This window comes from Streptomyces sp. ISL-1 (assembly GCF_018614585.1).
Classification (GTDB): domain Bacteria; phylum Actinomycetota; class Actinomycetes; order Streptomycetales; family Streptomycetaceae; genus Streptomyces; species Streptomyces maoxianensis.
On the sequence record NZ_JAGGOI010000043.1, the window covers coordinates 1 to 16,233 of the forward strand.

Below are 16,233 nucleotides of genomic sequence, written 5' to 3' on the forward strand. Positions count from 1 at the left end.
CGGCGGCTCACCCGGCTCGTCGACGCCGCCGAGGAGGCCGCCCGCGCCGCCCGCGCGGACCTGGCGATGCGCGCCGCGACCGATCTGCTCGCCCGCGACGCCGCACCGGCCGACCGGGTCCGCGCGCGGCTCGCGGTACTGGACACGGCCGGGCAGGGACTGAGCGGCCTCGACGAGATCTATGTGCACGCGATGGAGGACTCGGAGGACGACACATCCCTGCGGGCTGCCGTCCAGCTCCGGCTGGCGCTGAAGTACGTGCTGGCCGACGGCGATCCGGCACGGTCCCAGGCCGCCGCCGTCGAATCCGCCGCACTTGCCGCCTCGGTGGGCGACCGGAAGACGGCGGCCAGGGCGCTGACCGTACAGGCGCGCATGGAGCGGGTCCTCGGCTCACCGGACGCGGAGCGGATCCTCGCCGAGGCGCGGGCCCTCGAAGTGTTCGAGCGCCCGCTCGGGATCCGTAACGCGGCCCAGATACTGACGATCCGTCATGCGATGTTCGACGACCGGCTCACCGATGCCCGCGACCAGTTGAACGCCCTGCTGCCGCTGGTCGAGCGGCGCGGTTCGGTCGAGGACGCCATCGAACTGTTCCGTACGCTCGCGGAGGTCGAGGCCAGGCAGGGGCAGTGCGCGGCGGCGCTCTCGCACGCCGGACGCTCGCTCGCCCTGACACTGGAGGCCGGCCTCTCTCCGGGGCCCGCCTGGTACGCGCTGGCTCTCGCCGAGACCGCGGGCGGCAGTTTCGCACGCGCCGCGAGCTACGCCCGGCGCAGCGCCCAGGCCTCCGAGGAGGAGTGCGACCATGTCTTCCTCTCCCGCAGTCTGTACGCACTCGGCCGGGTCCAGCTCGTCGCCGGGGATGTCGCCAACGCCGTGGACACCCTGCGCCGGGTGCAGGCCGGCGAACGCGCCCAGTCGACCGTCGACCCCTCCATGCTGCGCTGGCACGAGGAGCTGGCCGAGGCGCTGCTGGCGAACGACGCCCCGGAGGAGGCCGCGGCCCTGCTCGCCGACGTGCGGCCGGTCGCCGAGCGTCTCGGCCGCACCACGGTGCTGCTCGGCTGCGACCGGGCGTACGCCCTGTATCTGGCGGCGAGCGGGAACCTCGAGGACGCGACCCGGCTGCTGACGGAGACGGGCGAGCGCTTCGCCCTGGCGGGTCTGCCGCTGGATCGCGGCCGGACGCTGATCGCGCTCGCCCGGGTCGAGCGCCGCCGCCGCAGACGATCGGCCGCGCAGAACGCTCTGCAGGCCGCGGCCGCGGTCTTCGAACGGGCGGGGGCGTTCCCGTGGCTGGCACTGGCGACGGAGACGCCGTCCCGCACGACCGAACCCACCCCGGCCGGCGGCGGCGCCCCCTCCGCCCTCACGGACGCGGAGCTGCGCCTCGCGCAGCTGGTCCGCCAGGGGGCCAGCAACCAGGAGGCGGCGGCGAAGCTGTATCTCAGTGTGAAGACGGTCGAGGCGCGCCTCACCCGCATCTACCAGAAACTGGACGTCCGTTCACGCGCGCAGCTGGCGACCGCGCTGAACGCGTGGCCCGGCCACCGGCCGGCGCCGCGGACGACGGACAGCCCGGCGGCGGGCTGACAGCCCGGCTCCAGGGGATCATTGGTCTCATACCGGTCCGCAACGACCACACGGAGGCCAACGATGGGTGCGCAGTCCGAGAACCGGCCGGAGAAACGGCCCGCGAACCAACCCCACGACGCCGTGCGGATCTCCCGCCGCGAGCCTGCCGCGGCCGAGGCCGATATCACCTGGGAGCCCAGCGAGCGTTGGGTGCGCGGGACGAAGGGCGATGTGTCCGTCGTCGACAGCCGGCGGCCGATCCTTGTCTGGGAGCCCGGCCGTCCCGTGCCGCTCTACGCCTTCCCCGAGCAGGATGTCCGCACGGATCTGCTGCGCAAGGCCGCGAAGCCCCCGGCGAGCGGACGTCACGCGGGATCGACGGTCTTCTACGACCTGGAGATCGGCGGCAAGGTGACCGGGAACGCGGCGTGGACCTACCCCGGCGAGGAGCTCGCCGGCTACATCGCCTTCGAGTGGTTCGGGCGTGACGTCCTGGACCACTGGTACGAGGAGGAGGCGGAGATCTTCGTACACCCGCGTGACCCGCACAAGCGAGTCGACGCCATCCCCAGCAGCCGGCACGTCCAGGTCGAGATCAACGGCACGATCGTCGCCGACACCCGTGCCCCGGTGCTCCTCTTCGAGACGCGGCTGCCGATCCGCTACTACATCCCTCGCGAGGACATCAGGCTCGGCCTGCTGACCCCGGCCGCTCTGCACACCCAGTGCCCGTACAAGGGCACGGCGACGGAGTACTGGTCCTGGGCCGGCCCCGGCGACGCCCCGGCGAACCTGGCCTGGAGCTACCCGGATCCGCTTCCCGCCGTGCGCGAGATCAAGGACCTGATCGCCTTCTACAACGAAGCGGTCGACATCGTCGTCGACGGCGAGCGGCTGGAGCGCCCGGTCTCCCCATTCAGCGAGCTGTTCAAGTGAGGCGGCGCGGCCAACTGGCCCCGAGAAACGGGCGAGGCCGTATCGGATGCTTTCCGATACGGCCTCCGACCTGCGTAAACGCTGGTCGGGACGACAGGATTTGAACCTGCGACCCCTTGACCCCCAGTCAAGTGCGCTACCAAGCTGCGCCACGTCCCGATGCGCCGTGCCTCCGGGTTTCCCCATCGAGGGCGCAAGAGAACATTACCCCACTGGCCACGGCCGCCGGACGTCCGGCCTGCGGTCATGCCCTCATGTCATCGTCGATGGCAGCTTCGCCGACCGCACCGCGCCGCGCCCGTCTGTTGGCCGCCCTCGAGTAGTCCCGCGGAGCCGTTCGGGCCGTCCGCGGCGGCCCGGGGGACAATCGAGACGTGGACAACGCATCAGGCAGGGACCGCGACGCCGAAGGGCGCGCACGCAGCGCACGCCCTCGAGACGGGCTGGGACGGCCCCTTCCGTACGGAGAGCCGGGAGTGGAGCGACAGCCCGAGGGCGTGCTGCGGGCCCCGGGCCAGACGCTGGCCGAGGCCCAGCGACTGCTCGACGCGGGCATGCCCTTCCATGCCCACGAGGTCTTCGAGGACGCGTGGAAGTCCGGGCCCGCGGCGGAGCGTGAGCTGTGGCGCGGCCTCGCGCAGCTGGCGGTGGGACTCACGCACGCCGCCCGCGGCAACAGGGCGGGCGGCGCGCGGCTGCTGCTCCGGGGCGCGCACCGGATCTCGGGTTACCCGGATCCGTACGCCATCGATGTGGCCGGTCTGACGGCCTGGGCACGGGAGCTCGCGGCCCGGCTCGAAGGCCCTCTGGACACTGAGGTGGACGCGGGCGCCGAGGCGCCCCGGCTGACCTCAGTCCCGTAGCAGCACGACCTCGAGGGTTCGGGGGCCGTGCACGCCCTCGACCCGGTCGAGCTCGATGTCGCTGGTGGCGGAGGGCCCGGAGATCCAGGTCAGCGGGCGGGTCGGGTCCAGTCGCGGCATCGCCTGCGGTACGGACGCAACGACCTGGTCCGGGGCACGTACGACGCAGATGTGCAGATCCGGGACGAGGGTGAGCGCCCGGCGCCCCTGCCCCGGACCCGCGTCGAGGACGATCGTGCCCGTCTCGGCGATCGCCAGGGCGCAGCCGGTCACCACGGCGTCGACGGCGTCGAGTTCGTACGGAGTCAGGAGGCCGTCGTCCGTGCGCCGAACGACGTCGGCGGCGGCGAGCCAGGCGGCGGGCAGGCCGTCCGGCACGGCGACCGACCGCGCGCCGTGCGCGGCGAGCAACTGCGCCACCAGGGCGGGCAGTTCGGCCTCGCCCGCGCGGTGCACGTTCGCCCGGTAGTCGGCCAGGTTCTCGTGCAGCAGGTCGAGGATCGCGGCGGGGTCGTCGGGGGCGTGGCTGTCCAGATAGTCGCGGGCAGCCTCGGGGGCGTCGGGCGCGTCGGCGACGGCGGCGCGGATCCGGGCGAGGATGCGGTCACGGGAGCCGGTTTCGGTGCTCATGTGCGGTTCTTCTTCCACCAGTCACGGAAGGATTGGGCGGGAAGTTCGGGCAGTTCGCGGTCGGCGGTCCAGGCCCCGGCGCCCGGCGGCCTCCCCGGGTGCAGCCCGCGGGTCCCGGATGCCGTCTTCTCGACGGCAGCCAGCGCGGCCGGATGGTCGAGGATCCAGCCCGCCGCTTTGATCGCGGTCTTCTCCAGACGGTGGCCCTTGCCACCCTGGTCGACGACCTTCTCGCGGAGGTGGAGGAGGACTTCGGGGATGTCGATGGCGACCGGACACACCTCGTAGCAGGCCCCGCACAGGGAGGAGGCGTACGGCAGGGAGACGTCGATCTCGCTCTGGATGCCGCGCAGTTGGGGGCTGAGAATGGCGCCGATCGGGCCGGGGTACACGGAGCCGTACGCATGCCCGCCGGCCCGTTCGTACACCGGGCAGACATTGAGGCAGGCGGAACAGCGGATGCAGCGCAGCGCCTGGCGTCCGACCTCGTCGGCCAGTGTGCCGGTCCTGCCGTTGTCGAGCAGGACCAGGTGGAAGGTCCGCGGTCCGTCGGCGTCGGCGGTGCCGGTCCACATCGAGGTGTACGGGTTCATGCGCTCTGCGGTCGAGGAGCGCGGCAGCGTCTGCAGGAAGACCTCCAGATCGCGCCAGCCGGGGACTACTTTCTCGATGCCGACGACGGAGATCAGGGTCTCGGGGAGGGTCAGGCACATCCGGCCGTTGCCCTCGGACTCGAAGACGACGAGGGTTCCGGTCTCGGCGACCATGAAGTTGGCGCCGGAGATACCCACCTTGGCCCGCAGGAACTTCTCGCGGAGGTGGAGGCGGGCCGCCTCGGCGAGTTCGGCAGGGGAATCGGAGAGCCCGTCGGGTGCCGGCCGTCCCCAACTCCCCATCTTCCGCTCGAAGATGTCGCGGATCTCGGCGCGGTTGCGGTGGATTGCGGGGACCAGGATGTGGCTCGGCCGGTCATCGCCCAACTGCACGATCAGTTCGGCGAGATCGGTCTCGTACGCCGAGATGCCCTCGGCCTTAAGGGCTTCGTTGAGACCGATCTCCTGGGTGGCCATCGACTTGACCTTGACGACCTCGCTCTCGCCGGTCGCCTTCACCAGGTCAGCGACGATCCTGTTGGCCTCCTCGGCGTCGGCCGCCCAGTGGACGGTGCCTCCTGCCGCGGTGACCGCCGACTCCAACTGTTCCAGATAGCGGTCGAGATGACGGAGCGTATGGTCCTTGATCTGCTTTCCGGCCTCGCGCAGCAGCGCCCAGTCCTCGAGTTCCGCGACGGCCTTGGCGCGCTTGTCACGGATGGTGTGAGTGGCGTGCCGCAGGTTGGCGCGCAGCGTCACATTGTGCACGGCGTCCTTGGCGGCCTTCGGGAAGGACGGCATGCCCAGATACGTACCGCTCACAGCAGGGGCTCCTCTTCGGTGCTCGCGAGGATGTCGGCGATGTGCAGGGCGCGCTGCGGAGCGTCCTGGCGACGCAGGATGCCCCCGATGTGCATCAGACAGGAGTTGTCCGCGCCGCACAGCACATCGGCTCCGGTGGAGGCGGCGCCTCGGACCTTGTCCTGGCCCATGGCTGCTGAGACGTCGGAGTTCTTGACCGCGAAGGTCCCGCCGAAGCCGCAGCACTCCTCAGCGCCTGGCAGTTCGCGCAGCTCCAGCCCCTTCACCGCCTCCAGGAGCCTGCGCGGCCGCTCCCCCAGTCCCAGCGAGCGCAGGCCGTGGCAGGAAGGGTGGTAGGTGACCGTGTGCGGGAAGTACGCGCCGACGTCGGTGACGCCCAGCACGTCGACGAGGAACTCGGTGAGTTCGTAAGTACGGGCCGGGAGCGCCGTCTCCCCGAACTTCGGGTAGTGCTCGCGCACCATCGCCGCGCACGATCCGGACGGGATCACGACATACTCGTATCCCTCGAAGGCCCGTGCTGTGCGGCGGACCAGCGGCACGGTCTCACGCCGGTAGCCGGTGTTGAACTGAGGCTGTCCGCAACAGGTCTGCGCGGCGGGAAAGTCCACCACCACCCCGAGCCGCTCCAGGAGTCTCACGGTCGCGATTCCGGTGGCCGGATACAACGCGTCGTTGACGCAGGTGACGAATAGAGCGACACGCATGGTCGGAGGATATGCCGCTACCGGCGGCCCCGGTAGCTCCCGCGCTCAGCCGGGTACGGCAGACTCGTCAGCGTGAGAAGGATCTATGTGATCGGCATCGGGGCGGGCGACCCCGACCAGCTGACCCTGCAAGCGGTCAAGGCGCTGAACAAGGCGGATGCGTTCTTCATCCTCGACAAGGGCGAGGAGAAGGCGGATCTGACGCAGCTGCGCCGGGACATCCTCGACGCACACGTCGAGGACCCTTCGTACCGCCTGGTCGTGGCGGGCGATCCGGAGCGGGACCGGAAAACATCGGACTACTCCCCCGCGGTCGACGACTGGCGCCACCGCCGGGCCGATCTGTACGAGCGGTTCATCGCCGAGGAGCTGGGCGATGACGAGTGCGGGGCATTCCTGGTGTGGGGCGATCCCGCACTGTACGACTCCACCCTGGGCATTCTTGAGGAGATCCTCGAACGGGGCACGGTCGCCTTCAGCCATGAGGTGGTGCCCGGCATCAGCAGCGTCTCCGCGCTGCTGGCCAAGCACCGCACCGGCCTGAACAGGGTGGGCCGCCCGGTTCAGATCACCACGGGCCGGCGGCTCGCCGACGGGTGGCCACAGGGCGTGGACGACGTGGTCGTGATGCTCGACGCGCGCCAGGCCTTCACCAGGCATCTCGACCAGGATCTGTTCATCTATTGGGGAGCCTATGTGGGCACCGAGGACGAGATCCTGGTGTCGGGGAGGCTTTCGGAGGTGTCCGACCGCATCGAGGAACTGCGTGCGCAGGCGCGCGCCCGCAAGGGCTGGATCATGGACACCTATCTGCTGCGGCGGGACTGAGGCCTGAGACTTCACGGCCTGAGGGCCTCACGGCTTCTCACAGAAGGAATCCTGCGGGAAAGGGATCGGTGGGGTCGAGCAGGTACTGCGCGGTCCCGGTGATCCAGGCCCGGCCGGTGACGGTCGGCAGCACGGCGGGGCGCCCGCCGACTTCGGCCGCTCCGGTGAGGCGGCCGGTGAAAGCGGTGCCGATGAAGGACTCGTTGACGAAGTCCTGGTGGAGCGGGAGTTCGCCACGGGCGTGCAGCTGCGCCATCCGCGCGGAGGTTCCGGTACCGCAGGGGGAACGGTCGAACCAGCCGGGGTGGATGGCCATCGCGTGCCGCGAACGCTCGGCGGTCGATCCGGGGGCGAGCAGCTGCACATGGTGGCAGCCGGTGATGGCCGGGTCCTCGGGGTGCACCGGCGCCCCGCCGTCGTTGACGGCCGTCATGAGGGAGAGTCCCGCGGCGAGTATCTCGTCCTTGTGCGTGCGGTCGAAGGGCAGGTCGAACTCGGCGAGCGGCACGATGGCGTAGAAGTTGCCGCCGTAGGCGAGGTCGTAGGTGACGGTCCGGCCGTCGGGCAGGACCGCCTTGCGGTCGAGGGCGACGGAGAACGAGGGCACATTGCGCAGGGTCACGGCGGTGGCCGCGCCATTCTCCACGGCGACTTCGGCGGTCACCAGGCCCGCGGGGGTGTCGAGCCGGATGGTGGTGACGGGCTCGACGACCGGCACCATGCCGGTCTCCACGAGGACGGTCGCCACCCCGATGGTGCCGTGTCCGCACATCGGCAGACAGCCGGAGACCTCGATGAACAGCACGCCGTAGTCCGCGTCGGGGCGGGTGGGCGGCTGGAGGATCGCGCCGCTCATCGCCGCGTGGCCCCGCGGCTCGTACATCAGGAAGGTGCGCAGCTCATCGAGGTGGAGCATGAAGTGGCTGCGGCGTTCGGCCATGGTGGCGCCGGGCACGGTGCCGACGCCGCCGGTGATGACGCGGGTCGCCATGCCCTCGGTGTGCGAGTCGACGGCATGCAGGACGCGTGTGGTGCGCATGTCTCGCTTGTCCCTTCAGTGGGCGCGATCGGCGCGGTCAGTTGAGGCCTTCGGCGAGTGCCTTTCCGGTGGCGGCGCGCACGGTGGCCTCCTGCTCCGGCAGGAGCGGGCCGCGGGGCGGTCGGCACGGACCGCCGTGCCGGCCGGCGAGGTCCATGGAGAGCTTGATCGCCTGGACGAACTCGGGGCGGGAGTCCCAGCGCAGCAGCGGATGCAGCTCACGGTAGAGCTGCCGGGCACGGATCAGGTCGCCGCCGACGGCGGCGCGGTAGAGCTCGACGCCGGCGGCGGGCAGGGCGTTGGGATAGCCGGCCACCCAGCCCTTGGCCCCGGCGACGGCGAGTTCCAGCAGTACGTCGTCGGCTCCGGCCAGCAGGTCGAGTCCGGGGGCGAGTTCGGCGATGCTGTAGGCCCTGCGCACATCGCCGCTGAACTCCTTGACGGCCTGGATGTGGCCATCCGCGTGGAGCGCGGCAATGAGTTCGGGTGTGAGGTCGACCTTGGTGTCGTGCGGGTTGTTGTACGCGACGACCGGCAGGCCCTCCTGGGCGACCTCGGCGAAGTGGGCGCGTACGGCACGCTCGTCGGCCCGGTACGCGTTGGGCGGCAGCAGCATCACGCTTGCGCAGCCACTCTCGCGGGCGTGCTCGGCCCAGCGGCGGGCCTCCGCCGATCCGTACGCCGAGACTCCGGGCATCACCCGGTCGCCGCCCACCGCGGCCACGGCGGTCTCGACGACCTGGGCGCGCTCATCGGCGGTGAGGACCTGGTACTCGCCGAGCGAGCCGTTGGGCACGACCCCGTCGCAGCCCTGCCCGACGAGCCAGGCGCAGTGCGCGGCGTACGCGTCGAGGTCGATGCTCAGGTCTGCGCGGAACGGGAGTGGGGTGGCGACCATGACTCCGTGCCAGGGCTTTCGGGGGAGCTTCATTCCTGCCTGCCTTCCGTGGGACTGGGTGTGCGGGCGAGTACGGAGAGCGGGACGGGCCGCGCGAAGGGGCGGCGTACCGTTTCGGGCGGGCAGCCTGCGACACCCGCGACGCCGGGGCCGCAGACGCGGCCCTGGCACCAGCCCATGCCGGCGCGGGTGAGCAGCTTCACGGTGCGCAGATCGGCGGCGCCGAGTTCGGTGACGGCATGGCGAACGGCACCCGCGGTCACGTCCTCGCAGCGGCAGACGAGAGTGTCGTCGGCGACCTGCTCGGCCCAGTGGGCGGGCGGGGTGTGCACGGCGTCGAGCGCGGCCGCGAACTTCCGCAGTGCCGTACGGGAGGTGGCCGCCGTACTTCTGATGCGCGGCCGCTCGCCGGTGAGGTGTGCCACGACCGATCGTCCGGCGATCTCGCCCTCGGCGAGCGCGAGTGCCGCTCCCCCGACGCCGGCGGCCTCGCCCGCGGCCCACACCCCGGGCACATCGGTGCGCTGCTGGGCGTCGACGACGACTCGCGCAGGGTCGGTACGGCAGCCCAGCGCCCCGGCGAGATCGGTGTGGGGCAGCAGGCCGTGGCCGACAGCGAGGGTGTCGCAGGCGATGCGCCGCTCGGTTTTGGGCCGCGCGCGGCCGTCCGCGTCGAGTGCGGCGACGGTGACCGCCTCCACCCTGTCGGTGCCGTGGGCGGCGACGACGGTGTGCCGGGTGAGCACGGGCACGCGGTGGCGCAGCAGCCGTCCGGCGTATCCCGCGGCTTCGGCGAGCTTGCCCGGGTGGGCGGCGAGGGTGCGGGCATGCCGCCCGTACGCGCGAGGGTCGGCGGCCTCGATCAGGGCGGCCAGCCGCGCCCCGGCGGCCGCGAGGCCGGTGGCGACGGGCAGCAGCAGCGGCCCGCTTCCGGCGACGACGGCCATTCGGCCGGGCAGTACGAGGCCGCCCTTGAGCATGGCCTGAGCGCCTCCGGCGGTGACAACGCCGGGCAGGGTCCAGCCGGGAAACGGAAGCACCTTCTCGTACGCGCCGGTGGCGAGCAGAACGGCATCGGCGGCGAACACCTCCGGCTCGTCGTCGGCGGTGAGCGTACGGAGGATGAATCCCCGGTCCAGGAGTTCCACGAACCACACATGACGGCCCGGCAGATGGCGGATACGGCCTGCCGCGACATGCGCGTCGAGGCGGTCGCGGAGCCTCGCCCAGGTGCGCCATGCGTGGTGCAGGGCTTGGGGGCGACGCGCGCCGAGAGCGGCTGCGGGCTGCCGGTAGAACTGGCCGCCGGGCTGCGGGGCCGAGTCGATGAGCGTGACGGCGATGTTGTGGTGGGCCGCGGTCAGCGCCGCCGCGAGCCCGGCGGGCCCGGCGCCGACGACGGCGAGACGGTTAGTGGGCGAGGTCATCGTGTCCCTCTCCCCGTTGCGTACGGATGACGTCGCCCGAGGCCGCGGCGACGAGGCAGGCGCGTCTGTTGGGACGGTCGTTGACGGTTATCAGGCAGTCGAAGCAGACGCCGATCCCGCAGAACGCGCCGCGCGGGCGCCCGTCGCGCGTGACCCGCCAGGCGACCGTCCCGGCGGACCAGAGCACTGCCGCGACACTCTGCCCTTCAAGCGCGTCGACCGGCCGGCCGTCGACGGTGACGGTGAAGGACGGCCCCGGCCTGGCCCGTACGAGATCGAGTGGCCGGTCCTGTGCTCGGTCCAGTGGCAGATTCGGCGGCCGGTCCTGTGGATTGCGGCGGATCACCTCGCGCCCTCCTCGGATGCGGGGAAGCGGTCGGGGCGGAACGGCGCAAGGTCGAGGTCGGGGGTTGCGCCCGTCAGCGCCTGGGCGATCAACTGCCCCGTGCCGGTGGCCAGTCCGATGCCCGCGCCTTCGTGGCCGCAGGCGTGAAACAGCCCGGGCGCGCGCGGATCGGGGCCGATGGCCGGGAGGTGATCGGGCAGATAGGGGCGGAAGCCCAGATACGCGCGGATGGCGCTGACCCGCCCGAGGACCGGGAAGAGTGCGATCGCCCGCTCGGCGAGCACCTGCGTCACGGACAGCGAGAAGGTCCGGTCGAAGCCGACGCGTTCGCGGCTGGCGCCGATGAGCACCGGTCCGGCGTCGGTCGCTTCCACCACGGGCGAGGTCTGGAGCGCGGCCGAGTCGCTGGCCACGTCCGCGACATAGTCCGCCGCGTACACCTTGTGGCGGACGACGCGTGGCGGCAGCGGTTCGGTGACGAGGACGAAGCCGCGCCGGGGCCGTACGGGCAGCCGGACACCTGCCAGCGCCGCGAGGTCGCCGCCTCGGACGCCTGCGGCGTTGACCACGGCGGGCGCGTGGATGTCGCCCTTGTCGGTGCGTACGCCGCGTACGCGTCCGCCTGGGTCACGCAGTATCGAGGTGACGGCCGTGCCTGTCCGCAGTTCGGTTCCGTACCGGCGGGCCTGGCGTACGCAGTGTGCGGCGGCCAGGGCCGGCATGACCTGACTGTCCTCGGGATAGTGGACGCCGCCCGCGAGCCCGGGAGCCAGATGCGGTTCCAGATCGGCCAGTTGACTGGCGGCTAGGAGGCCTGTTTCGACTCCGGCCGACCGCTGTTTGCCGGCGAACGCTGACAGCGCGTCGAGATCGGAGGGATGGGCGGCGACGACCAGGCCGCCCTTGGCCCGGTACTCGACGGCCGCGCCGAAGCCGCCCGGCTCGGCGGCGAGTTCGCGCCACAACCTCAGCGATAGCAGCGCGAGTTGGAGCTCCGGTCCCGGCTCCTTGTCGGAGACCAGCAGATTGCCCTCACCGGCTCCGGTGGTGCCGCCGGCGACCGGCCCGCGCTCCACCAGTACGGTGCGCAGTCCTGCACGGCTCGCGTACAAGGCGCATGCGGCGCCGACCATTCCGGCTCCGACGATCACAACATCGCAGGTCAGACGAGTGCTCACGCCAGTACCATGTCACATGTCATAGCTGGGGGCCAGACTGCCGACAGCTTCTGTCCTGAATGGATCAACTCACCAGAGGAGATGGAGCGCTTCGGGCGAGCGGTGAATCAAGGTGGGCCGCATCACGACCGGCGCCTTGCCCTCGTCCAGCCGCAGGCCTGGCAGCCTGTCGGCGAACAGCTCAATGGTCAGTCGGAGTTGCTCGCGCGCGAGCTGCGAGCCTGGACAGCCGTGTGCCCCGTGACCGAAGGCCACATGCTGCCGGGAGAGCGGCCTGGTGATGTCGAAAACCTCAGGCCGGTCGTAGCGGCCCTCGTCGCGATTGGCCGATCCGTACGCCACGAACACGGTTGCTCCAGCGGGGAGTTCGGTCCCCGAGATCGTGACGGGCCGGGTGGTGGTCCGCCGGAAACCCTGGACCGCGGTGTCGAACCGGGCGGCTTCCTCCACGGCGGCCGGTATCAACTCCGGGTCGGCGCATATGAGTTCCCACTGCCGCCGGTCACTCAGCAGATGGAGCATCGTCGTGCCGATGAGAGCGGTGGTGGTGAGATGCCCGGCGATCAGGAAGTTCTGGAGGTTCGACACGAGCTCATGGCGCTGGTCCAGGGTGAGTTCGCCGTCGCCGGGCGCGAGCGCGGCGACCATTCCCGAACAGAGGTCGTCACGGTGGCTCTCCCGGCGCTCTCGTACGTACGTGTCGAGCAGTCGCTGCAGTGCGACGACATCCTCGGCCGCGTGAACCTGCGCGTCCGGGGCGAGCGGCCGGAACAGCAGCTGTTCGGCTCGGTAGCCGCCGTGCACCGCCACCGGAACGTCCGCGGGATCGAGCCCGATCAACCGCCCTATCACCTGGCCGGGCAGCTTCTTCGCGTACGCCGCCATCAGCTCGACGCCGCCGTCCGCCGCGAAGCCCTCCACGAGCGCCTCGGCACGCTCGGCGGCAAAGGGGACCAGCGCGGCGATCCGTCCGGCGGACAGACCGCGGTTGAGCGGGGCCCGGTGACGCTGATGGGCCGGGCCGTCGGTGGAGACGACGGTGGGCCGCTTGCCGTACCCCTTGGCCAGCACCTCAAGGGCGGCGGGCGAGGGCATGACATCGGGGAGCAGGGCGCGTACGGACGAGAACTCCTCGGGCCGCCGCAGGACTTCCCGTACGTCCGCGTCCCTGGCGACAAGCCAGGCGTCGAGTTCGGGGACGAAGATGAGGCCTTCGGACCTACGCGCCCGCGCGTAGAGCGGATAGGGATCGCGCTGCAACTCGTCGAGCCTGGCGTGATCTTTGCCGGCCACGCGGCGCCTCCAGGTCGGAAGGATTCTGCACGGTGGTCTCGCGGTATGTCCGGCCATCGTGCCCCAGCCCCGGCGCGCCGGGAAGGGGCCGCCTCCTGGCCAACCGCTGCACTGCGTTCATAACCGCGTGCGGCAGGATGGCAGATCGCGTCGGGTCGTCCGCGTACGTCCCCGCGTGTTCGCACACCCTAGAGACAAGCAGGTGGCATGGTGACGACACATCACATCCGGCCGGCGGCAGGACCGCTCCCCCGTGCAGCAGGAGTCGGCCGGTGAACCGGGCACTCACGCTGCATGACTTGATCGTCGCCGGAGCGGCGCTGGCCGCCGGCATCGTGGCCGGCCTGTTGCTGCGAGTGGCCCTGCGGTGGCTGGGAAAGCATGCGCTCAGGACGCGTTGGAGCGGGGACGACGTCATCGTTGACGCGCTGCGGTCCGTAGTCCCCTGGGCGACGGTATCCGCCGGCCTGGCGGCGGCGGCCGCGGCACTTCCGCTGACGGAGAGAGTTGGCCACAACGTCAACCGGACGTTGACCGTGCTGCTCATCCTGGTCGTCACGGTCACCGCGGCCCGGGTGATCACCGGTCTGGTGAAGTCCCTCGCGCAGTCCAGGTCCGGCGTGGCCGGATCGGCCACCATATTCGTCAACATCACGCGCGTCCTGGTGCTGGCGATGGGCTTCCTCGTCGTATTGCAGACACTGGGCATTTCCATCGCCCCTCTGCTCACCGCACTGGGTGTGGGCGGTCTCGCGGTCGCGCTGGCAATGCAGGACACCCTCGCCAACCTCTTCGCGGGCGTGCACATCCTCGCCTCGAAGACCGTGCAGCCCGGTGACTACATCCGGCTCAGCAGCGGCGAGGAGGGCTACGTCGTCGACATCAACTGGCGGAACACCGTGGTGCGATCGCTCTCCAACAACCTGGTGATCATCCCCAACGCCGAACTGGCCGGCACCAACATGACCAACTTCGCCCGGCCGGAACAGCAGCAGTCGATTCTGGTTCAGGTGGGAGTCGGCTACGACAGTGACCTCGAGCACGTCGAGCGGGTCACCACCGAGGTCGTCGAAAGCGTGATGACCGACATCACCGGTGGTGTCCCCGACCATGAAGCGGCCGTCCGCTTCCACACGTTCGGGGACTCCAGGATCAGCTTCACGGTGATCCTTGGGGTCGCCGAGTTCAGCGACCAGTACCGGATCAAGCACGAGTTCATCAAACGCCTGCATCGGCGGTACCAGGCGGAGGGCATCAGGATTCCCTCCCCTGCGCGGACCGTGGCGTTGCAGCAGTCCGGCGAGATCGCGATACCGCACCAGCGTGGAGCGTCGACGCCGGTGGCGTAAGCGGAATCGCCGCCCCAGGAGGACGGCACCGTCACTGACGGTGCCGTCACCGCCGTAACCAAGCGCGGCCGGGCCCGCTCCGTGATGCAGGCAGTCTGCGGACCATCGGCCCGCCGGGAACAAGACCGCTGAGCAGCGCTTCGGGGCGGTGCAGCGGAATGATGTGGCCGCAGTCCTCGATGATGTGGCCGACAACGTCGTCGGCCACGGGCTGAAGCTGCCGTTCGAGCGCCCGGCCCACCGGGTGGGCGCCGATGGCCACCTTGATGGTCACCATTAGTGATAACTAGACCGTAGGTAACTACCGTAGGTTAAGGCGGGGGTGCCAAGTCAGCACTTCCGCCACAGGTGGAGAGCCGCCGGACCCGCAATGCCCGACCCGTCGACTGCTCGACCGGATCGGGACGGTACGGCTGACCACTCCGCCGGAAGTCTCCATACGCCAGGCAGTCGAGGTCCGCAGGGCCTCACCGCCACGCGTAATCCGGCTCAGCCTTCGGTAACCGACGGAGCCGAACACCACTGACCACGCTCAGGTGGCACCCCCCAGGCCAGGGCCGATGGCCGCCTCAGGCATCGACATCAGCCGGCTGAGTGAGGATCCCGCCCCGAAGCCCGTGAGCTCACCGGCGGCCATCCGCTGAATCAGCAACCGGCTCCGCGGCCGGCCGACCCGGATCCACCCCCGCGGCCACAGGGCACGACAAAGGCCGCTCCCGATGATCGGAAACGGCCTCTGATCTGCGAAAAGCACCGTCGGGACGACAGGATTTGAACCTGCGACCCCTTGACCCCCAGTCAAGTGCGCTACCAAGCTGCGCCACGTCCCGGTGCCCGTCTGACCTGGGGTTTCCCCTGGACGAACGCGCATGAGAACAATACCGCACTTCGACCGGTGGTCACGAACCGCTTATCCCCCCTCGGCCCACCACCCCGACCGGGCTCTGGTGCCCCGCGAGATCGACAGCCGGTCGCTCGGGCACGGGCGGCCGCCGCCGTCGGCACCGCTCTGGGCTGCGGGCCCAAGGCGCCCGGAGCGGGTGATCATGCGGGGAGCCGGGAGCGGCAGAGGCTCGACGCGAGCGGCGGCATCGCGCTCACCGGGACGCGGCCGATCATGCACACCCCGCCGGCTTCCCCGTCGCCCCAGGTCCGCCACGCTAGGCCGACCGCCCAGTCCGGGCCGCCCGGGTGCAGGCTCGCCTGCCCTCGCCGGACGCACCCTGATCTTCTAGCCGTCCGGCGATTCAGGACAGGCTCGCACCGGGGACACCGGAACCCCGCGCCCCGGCCGCCGGCTCAAGCCACAGGCGGGCGGCCCAGCTCCGGATGCGCGTCCAGCAGCTTGCGCGGGGCCGCCTGACGCCAGGAGTCGAGCAGGATCGTGTACAGCTCCTCGTCGTCGTCCAGCGCCGCCAGCCGCACCCGCAGCCAGGCGTAGTTTTCGTCGTGCCCCACGCGGATGAAGAACTTCTCCGGCTCGCAGGCGATCAGCTCCTCCCGGTCCTCCTTCGGGCACTTCACGCCCATCACCTTGTCGTCGTCATCGAGCGAGGCGAAGACCTTGCCCCCGCCCTCCAGGCGAAACGTGGGCATGCCCCAGGCGAGCTTCTCCATCGCGCCGGGAAGCGAGAGCGCAAGTCTGCGTACGTCGTCGGCAGTGGCCATGGGAAGACCGTACGACGCGGCACTGACACTCACCCCTGCCCTTGCAACACAGGGCTTCTTCCGACCCATTGACCCCCT

15 protein-coding genes, 2 tRNA genes and 1 pseudogene are annotated in these 16,233 nt (G+C 70.8%); 5 read left to right on the forward strand and 13 right to left on the reverse strand.

Annotation, left to right across the window (positions count from 1 at the left end; all coding sequences use genetic code 11):
• The coding region (locus J7E87_RS28835) for a helix-turn-helix transcriptional regulator (RefSeq protein ID WP_215097502.1) at window positions 1–1,596 on the forward strand (1,596 nt) is incomplete at its 5' end.
• Window positions 1,597–1,659: 63 nt separating this feature from the next.
• Complete coding sequence (locus tag J7E87_RS28840) at window positions 1,660–2,514, forward strand: DUF427 domain-containing protein (RefSeq protein ID WP_215097504.1); 855 nt, start codon at window positions 1,660–1,662, stop codon at window positions 2,512–2,514.
• Between the two features lie 82 nt (window positions 2,515–2,596).
• Here J7E87_RS28840 and J7E87_RS28845 read toward each other — a convergent pair.
• Window positions 2,597–2,673, reverse strand: a tRNA-Pro gene (locus tag J7E87_RS28845).
• Window positions 2,674–2,888: 215 nt separating this feature from the next.
• Between J7E87_RS28845 and J7E87_RS28850 the strand changes: the two genes are divergently transcribed.
• Window positions 2,889–3,377 carry a DUF309 domain-containing protein gene (locus tag J7E87_RS28850; RefSeq protein ID WP_215097506.1) on the forward strand — a complete coding sequence of 163 codons (489 nt, stop codon included), beginning with the start codon at window positions 2,889–2,891 and terminating at the stop codon, window positions 3,375–3,377.
• Here the strand turns inward: J7E87_RS28850 and J7E87_RS28855 are convergent.
• Genes J7E87_RS28855 through J7E87_RS28865 form a run of 3 tightly spaced genes read right to left on the reverse strand, consistent with a single transcriptional unit; the run spans window position 3,366 to window position 6,129 of the window.
• Window positions 3,366–4,007 carry an LUD domain-containing protein gene (locus J7E87_RS28855; RefSeq protein WP_215097507.1) on the reverse strand — a complete coding sequence of 214 codons (642 nt, stop codon included), beginning with the start codon at window positions 4,005–4,007 and terminating at the stop codon, window positions 3,366–3,368. The genes J7E87_RS28850 and J7E87_RS28855 overlap by 12 nt on opposite strands.
• Window positions 4,004–5,422 (reverse strand): LutB/LldF family L-lactate oxidation iron-sulfur protein, encoded by a 1,419-nt coding sequence (locus J7E87_RS28860; protein ID WP_215097508.1) that lies wholly within the window; start codon window positions 5,420–5,422, stop codon window positions 4,004–4,006. The genes J7E87_RS28855 and J7E87_RS28860 overlap by 4 nt, the downstream gene beginning before the upstream one ends.
• Window positions 5,419–6,129 (reverse strand): (Fe-S)-binding protein, encoded by a 711-nt coding sequence (locus J7E87_RS28865; RefSeq protein ID WP_215097510.1) that lies wholly within the window; start codon window positions 6,127–6,129, stop codon window positions 5,419–5,421. Before J7E87_RS28865 ends, J7E87_RS28860 begins: the two co-directional genes overlap by 4 nt.
• Before the next feature lie 72 nt (window positions 6,130–6,201).
• Between J7E87_RS28865 and cobF the strand changes: the two genes are divergently transcribed.
• Window positions 6,202–6,957 carry a precorrin-6A synthase (deacetylating) gene (cobF, locus tag J7E87_RS28870; protein ID WP_215097511.1) on the forward strand — a complete coding sequence of 252 codons (756 nt, stop codon included), beginning with the start codon at window positions 6,202–6,204 and terminating at the stop codon, window positions 6,955–6,957.
• A 37-nt stretch (window positions 6,958–6,994) separates the two neighbouring features.
• Here cobF and J7E87_RS28875 read toward each other — a convergent pair whose 3' ends face one another.
• The 6 genes from J7E87_RS28875 to J7E87_RS28900 all read right to left on the reverse strand — a co-directional run bounded on the left by J7E87_RS28875 (window position 6,995) and on the right by J7E87_RS28900 (window position 13,138).
• On the reverse strand, window positions 6,995–7,996 hold the full coding sequence (locus tag J7E87_RS28875) for a proline racemase family protein (RefSeq protein ID WP_215097512.1): 1,002 nt from the start codon (window positions 7,994–7,996) through the stop codon (window positions 6,995–6,997).
• 37 nt (window positions 7,997–8,033) lie between these two features.
• Window positions 8,034–8,927, reverse strand: coding sequence for a dihydrodipicolinate synthase family protein (locus J7E87_RS28880; RefSeq protein WP_215097513.1), 894 nt, complete (start codon window positions 8,925–8,927; stop codon window positions 8,034–8,036).
• A complete protein-coding gene (locus tag J7E87_RS28885; protein ID WP_215097515.1) occupies window positions 8,924–10,321 on the reverse strand; it encodes an NAD(P)/FAD-dependent oxidoreductase in 1,398 nt (465 codons plus the stop codon). Before J7E87_RS28885 ends, J7E87_RS28880 begins: the two co-directional genes overlap by 4 nt.
• Window positions 10,305–10,664 (reverse strand): (2Fe-2S)-binding protein, encoded by a 360-nt coding sequence (locus J7E87_RS28890; protein WP_308313114.1) that lies wholly within the window; start codon window positions 10,662–10,664, stop codon window positions 10,305–10,307. Before J7E87_RS28890 ends, J7E87_RS28885 begins: the two co-directional genes overlap by 17 nt.
• Window positions 10,664–11,845 (reverse strand): FAD-binding oxidoreductase, encoded by a 1,182-nt coding sequence (locus J7E87_RS28895; protein WP_215097517.1) that lies wholly within the window; start codon window positions 11,843–11,845, stop codon window positions 10,664–10,666. The genes J7E87_RS28890 and J7E87_RS28895 overlap by 1 nt, the downstream gene beginning before the upstream one ends.
• A 69-nt stretch (window positions 11,846–11,914) precedes the next feature.
• A complete protein-coding gene (locus J7E87_RS28900; protein ID WP_215097518.1) occupies window positions 11,915–13,138 on the reverse strand; it encodes a cytochrome P450 in 1,224 nt (407 codons plus the stop codon).
• A 272-nt stretch (window positions 13,139–13,410) separates the two neighbouring features.
• Here J7E87_RS28900 and J7E87_RS28905 point away from each other — a divergent pair, with 272 nt between their 5' ends.
• Window positions 13,411–14,487, forward strand: a complete 1,077-nt coding sequence (locus J7E87_RS28905; RefSeq protein WP_215097520.1) for a mechanosensitive ion channel family protein — start codon at window positions 13,411–13,413, stop codon at window positions 14,485–14,487.
• A gap of 46 nt (window positions 14,488–14,533) precedes the next feature.
• On the opposite strand, the pseudogene J7E87_RS35545 reads toward J7E87_RS28905, so the two are convergent.
• The 3 genes and pseudogenes from J7E87_RS35545 to J7E87_RS28920 form a co-directional block, all read right to left on the reverse strand.
• A pseudogene (locus tag J7E87_RS35545) lies at window positions 14,534–14,749 on the reverse strand (hypothetical protein); the annotation flags it as partial.
• A gap of 494 nt (window positions 14,750–15,243) precedes the next feature.
• Window positions 15,244–15,317 (reverse strand) — tRNA-Pro (locus J7E87_RS28915).
• A 469-nt stretch (window positions 15,318–15,786) separates the two neighbouring features.
• On the reverse strand, window positions 15,787–16,155 hold the full coding sequence (locus J7E87_RS28920; RefSeq protein WP_215097522.1) for an MmcQ/YjbR family DNA-binding protein: 369 nt from the start codon (window positions 16,153–16,155) through the stop codon (window positions 15,787–15,789).
• Window positions 16,156–16,233: the final 78 nt, after the last annotated feature.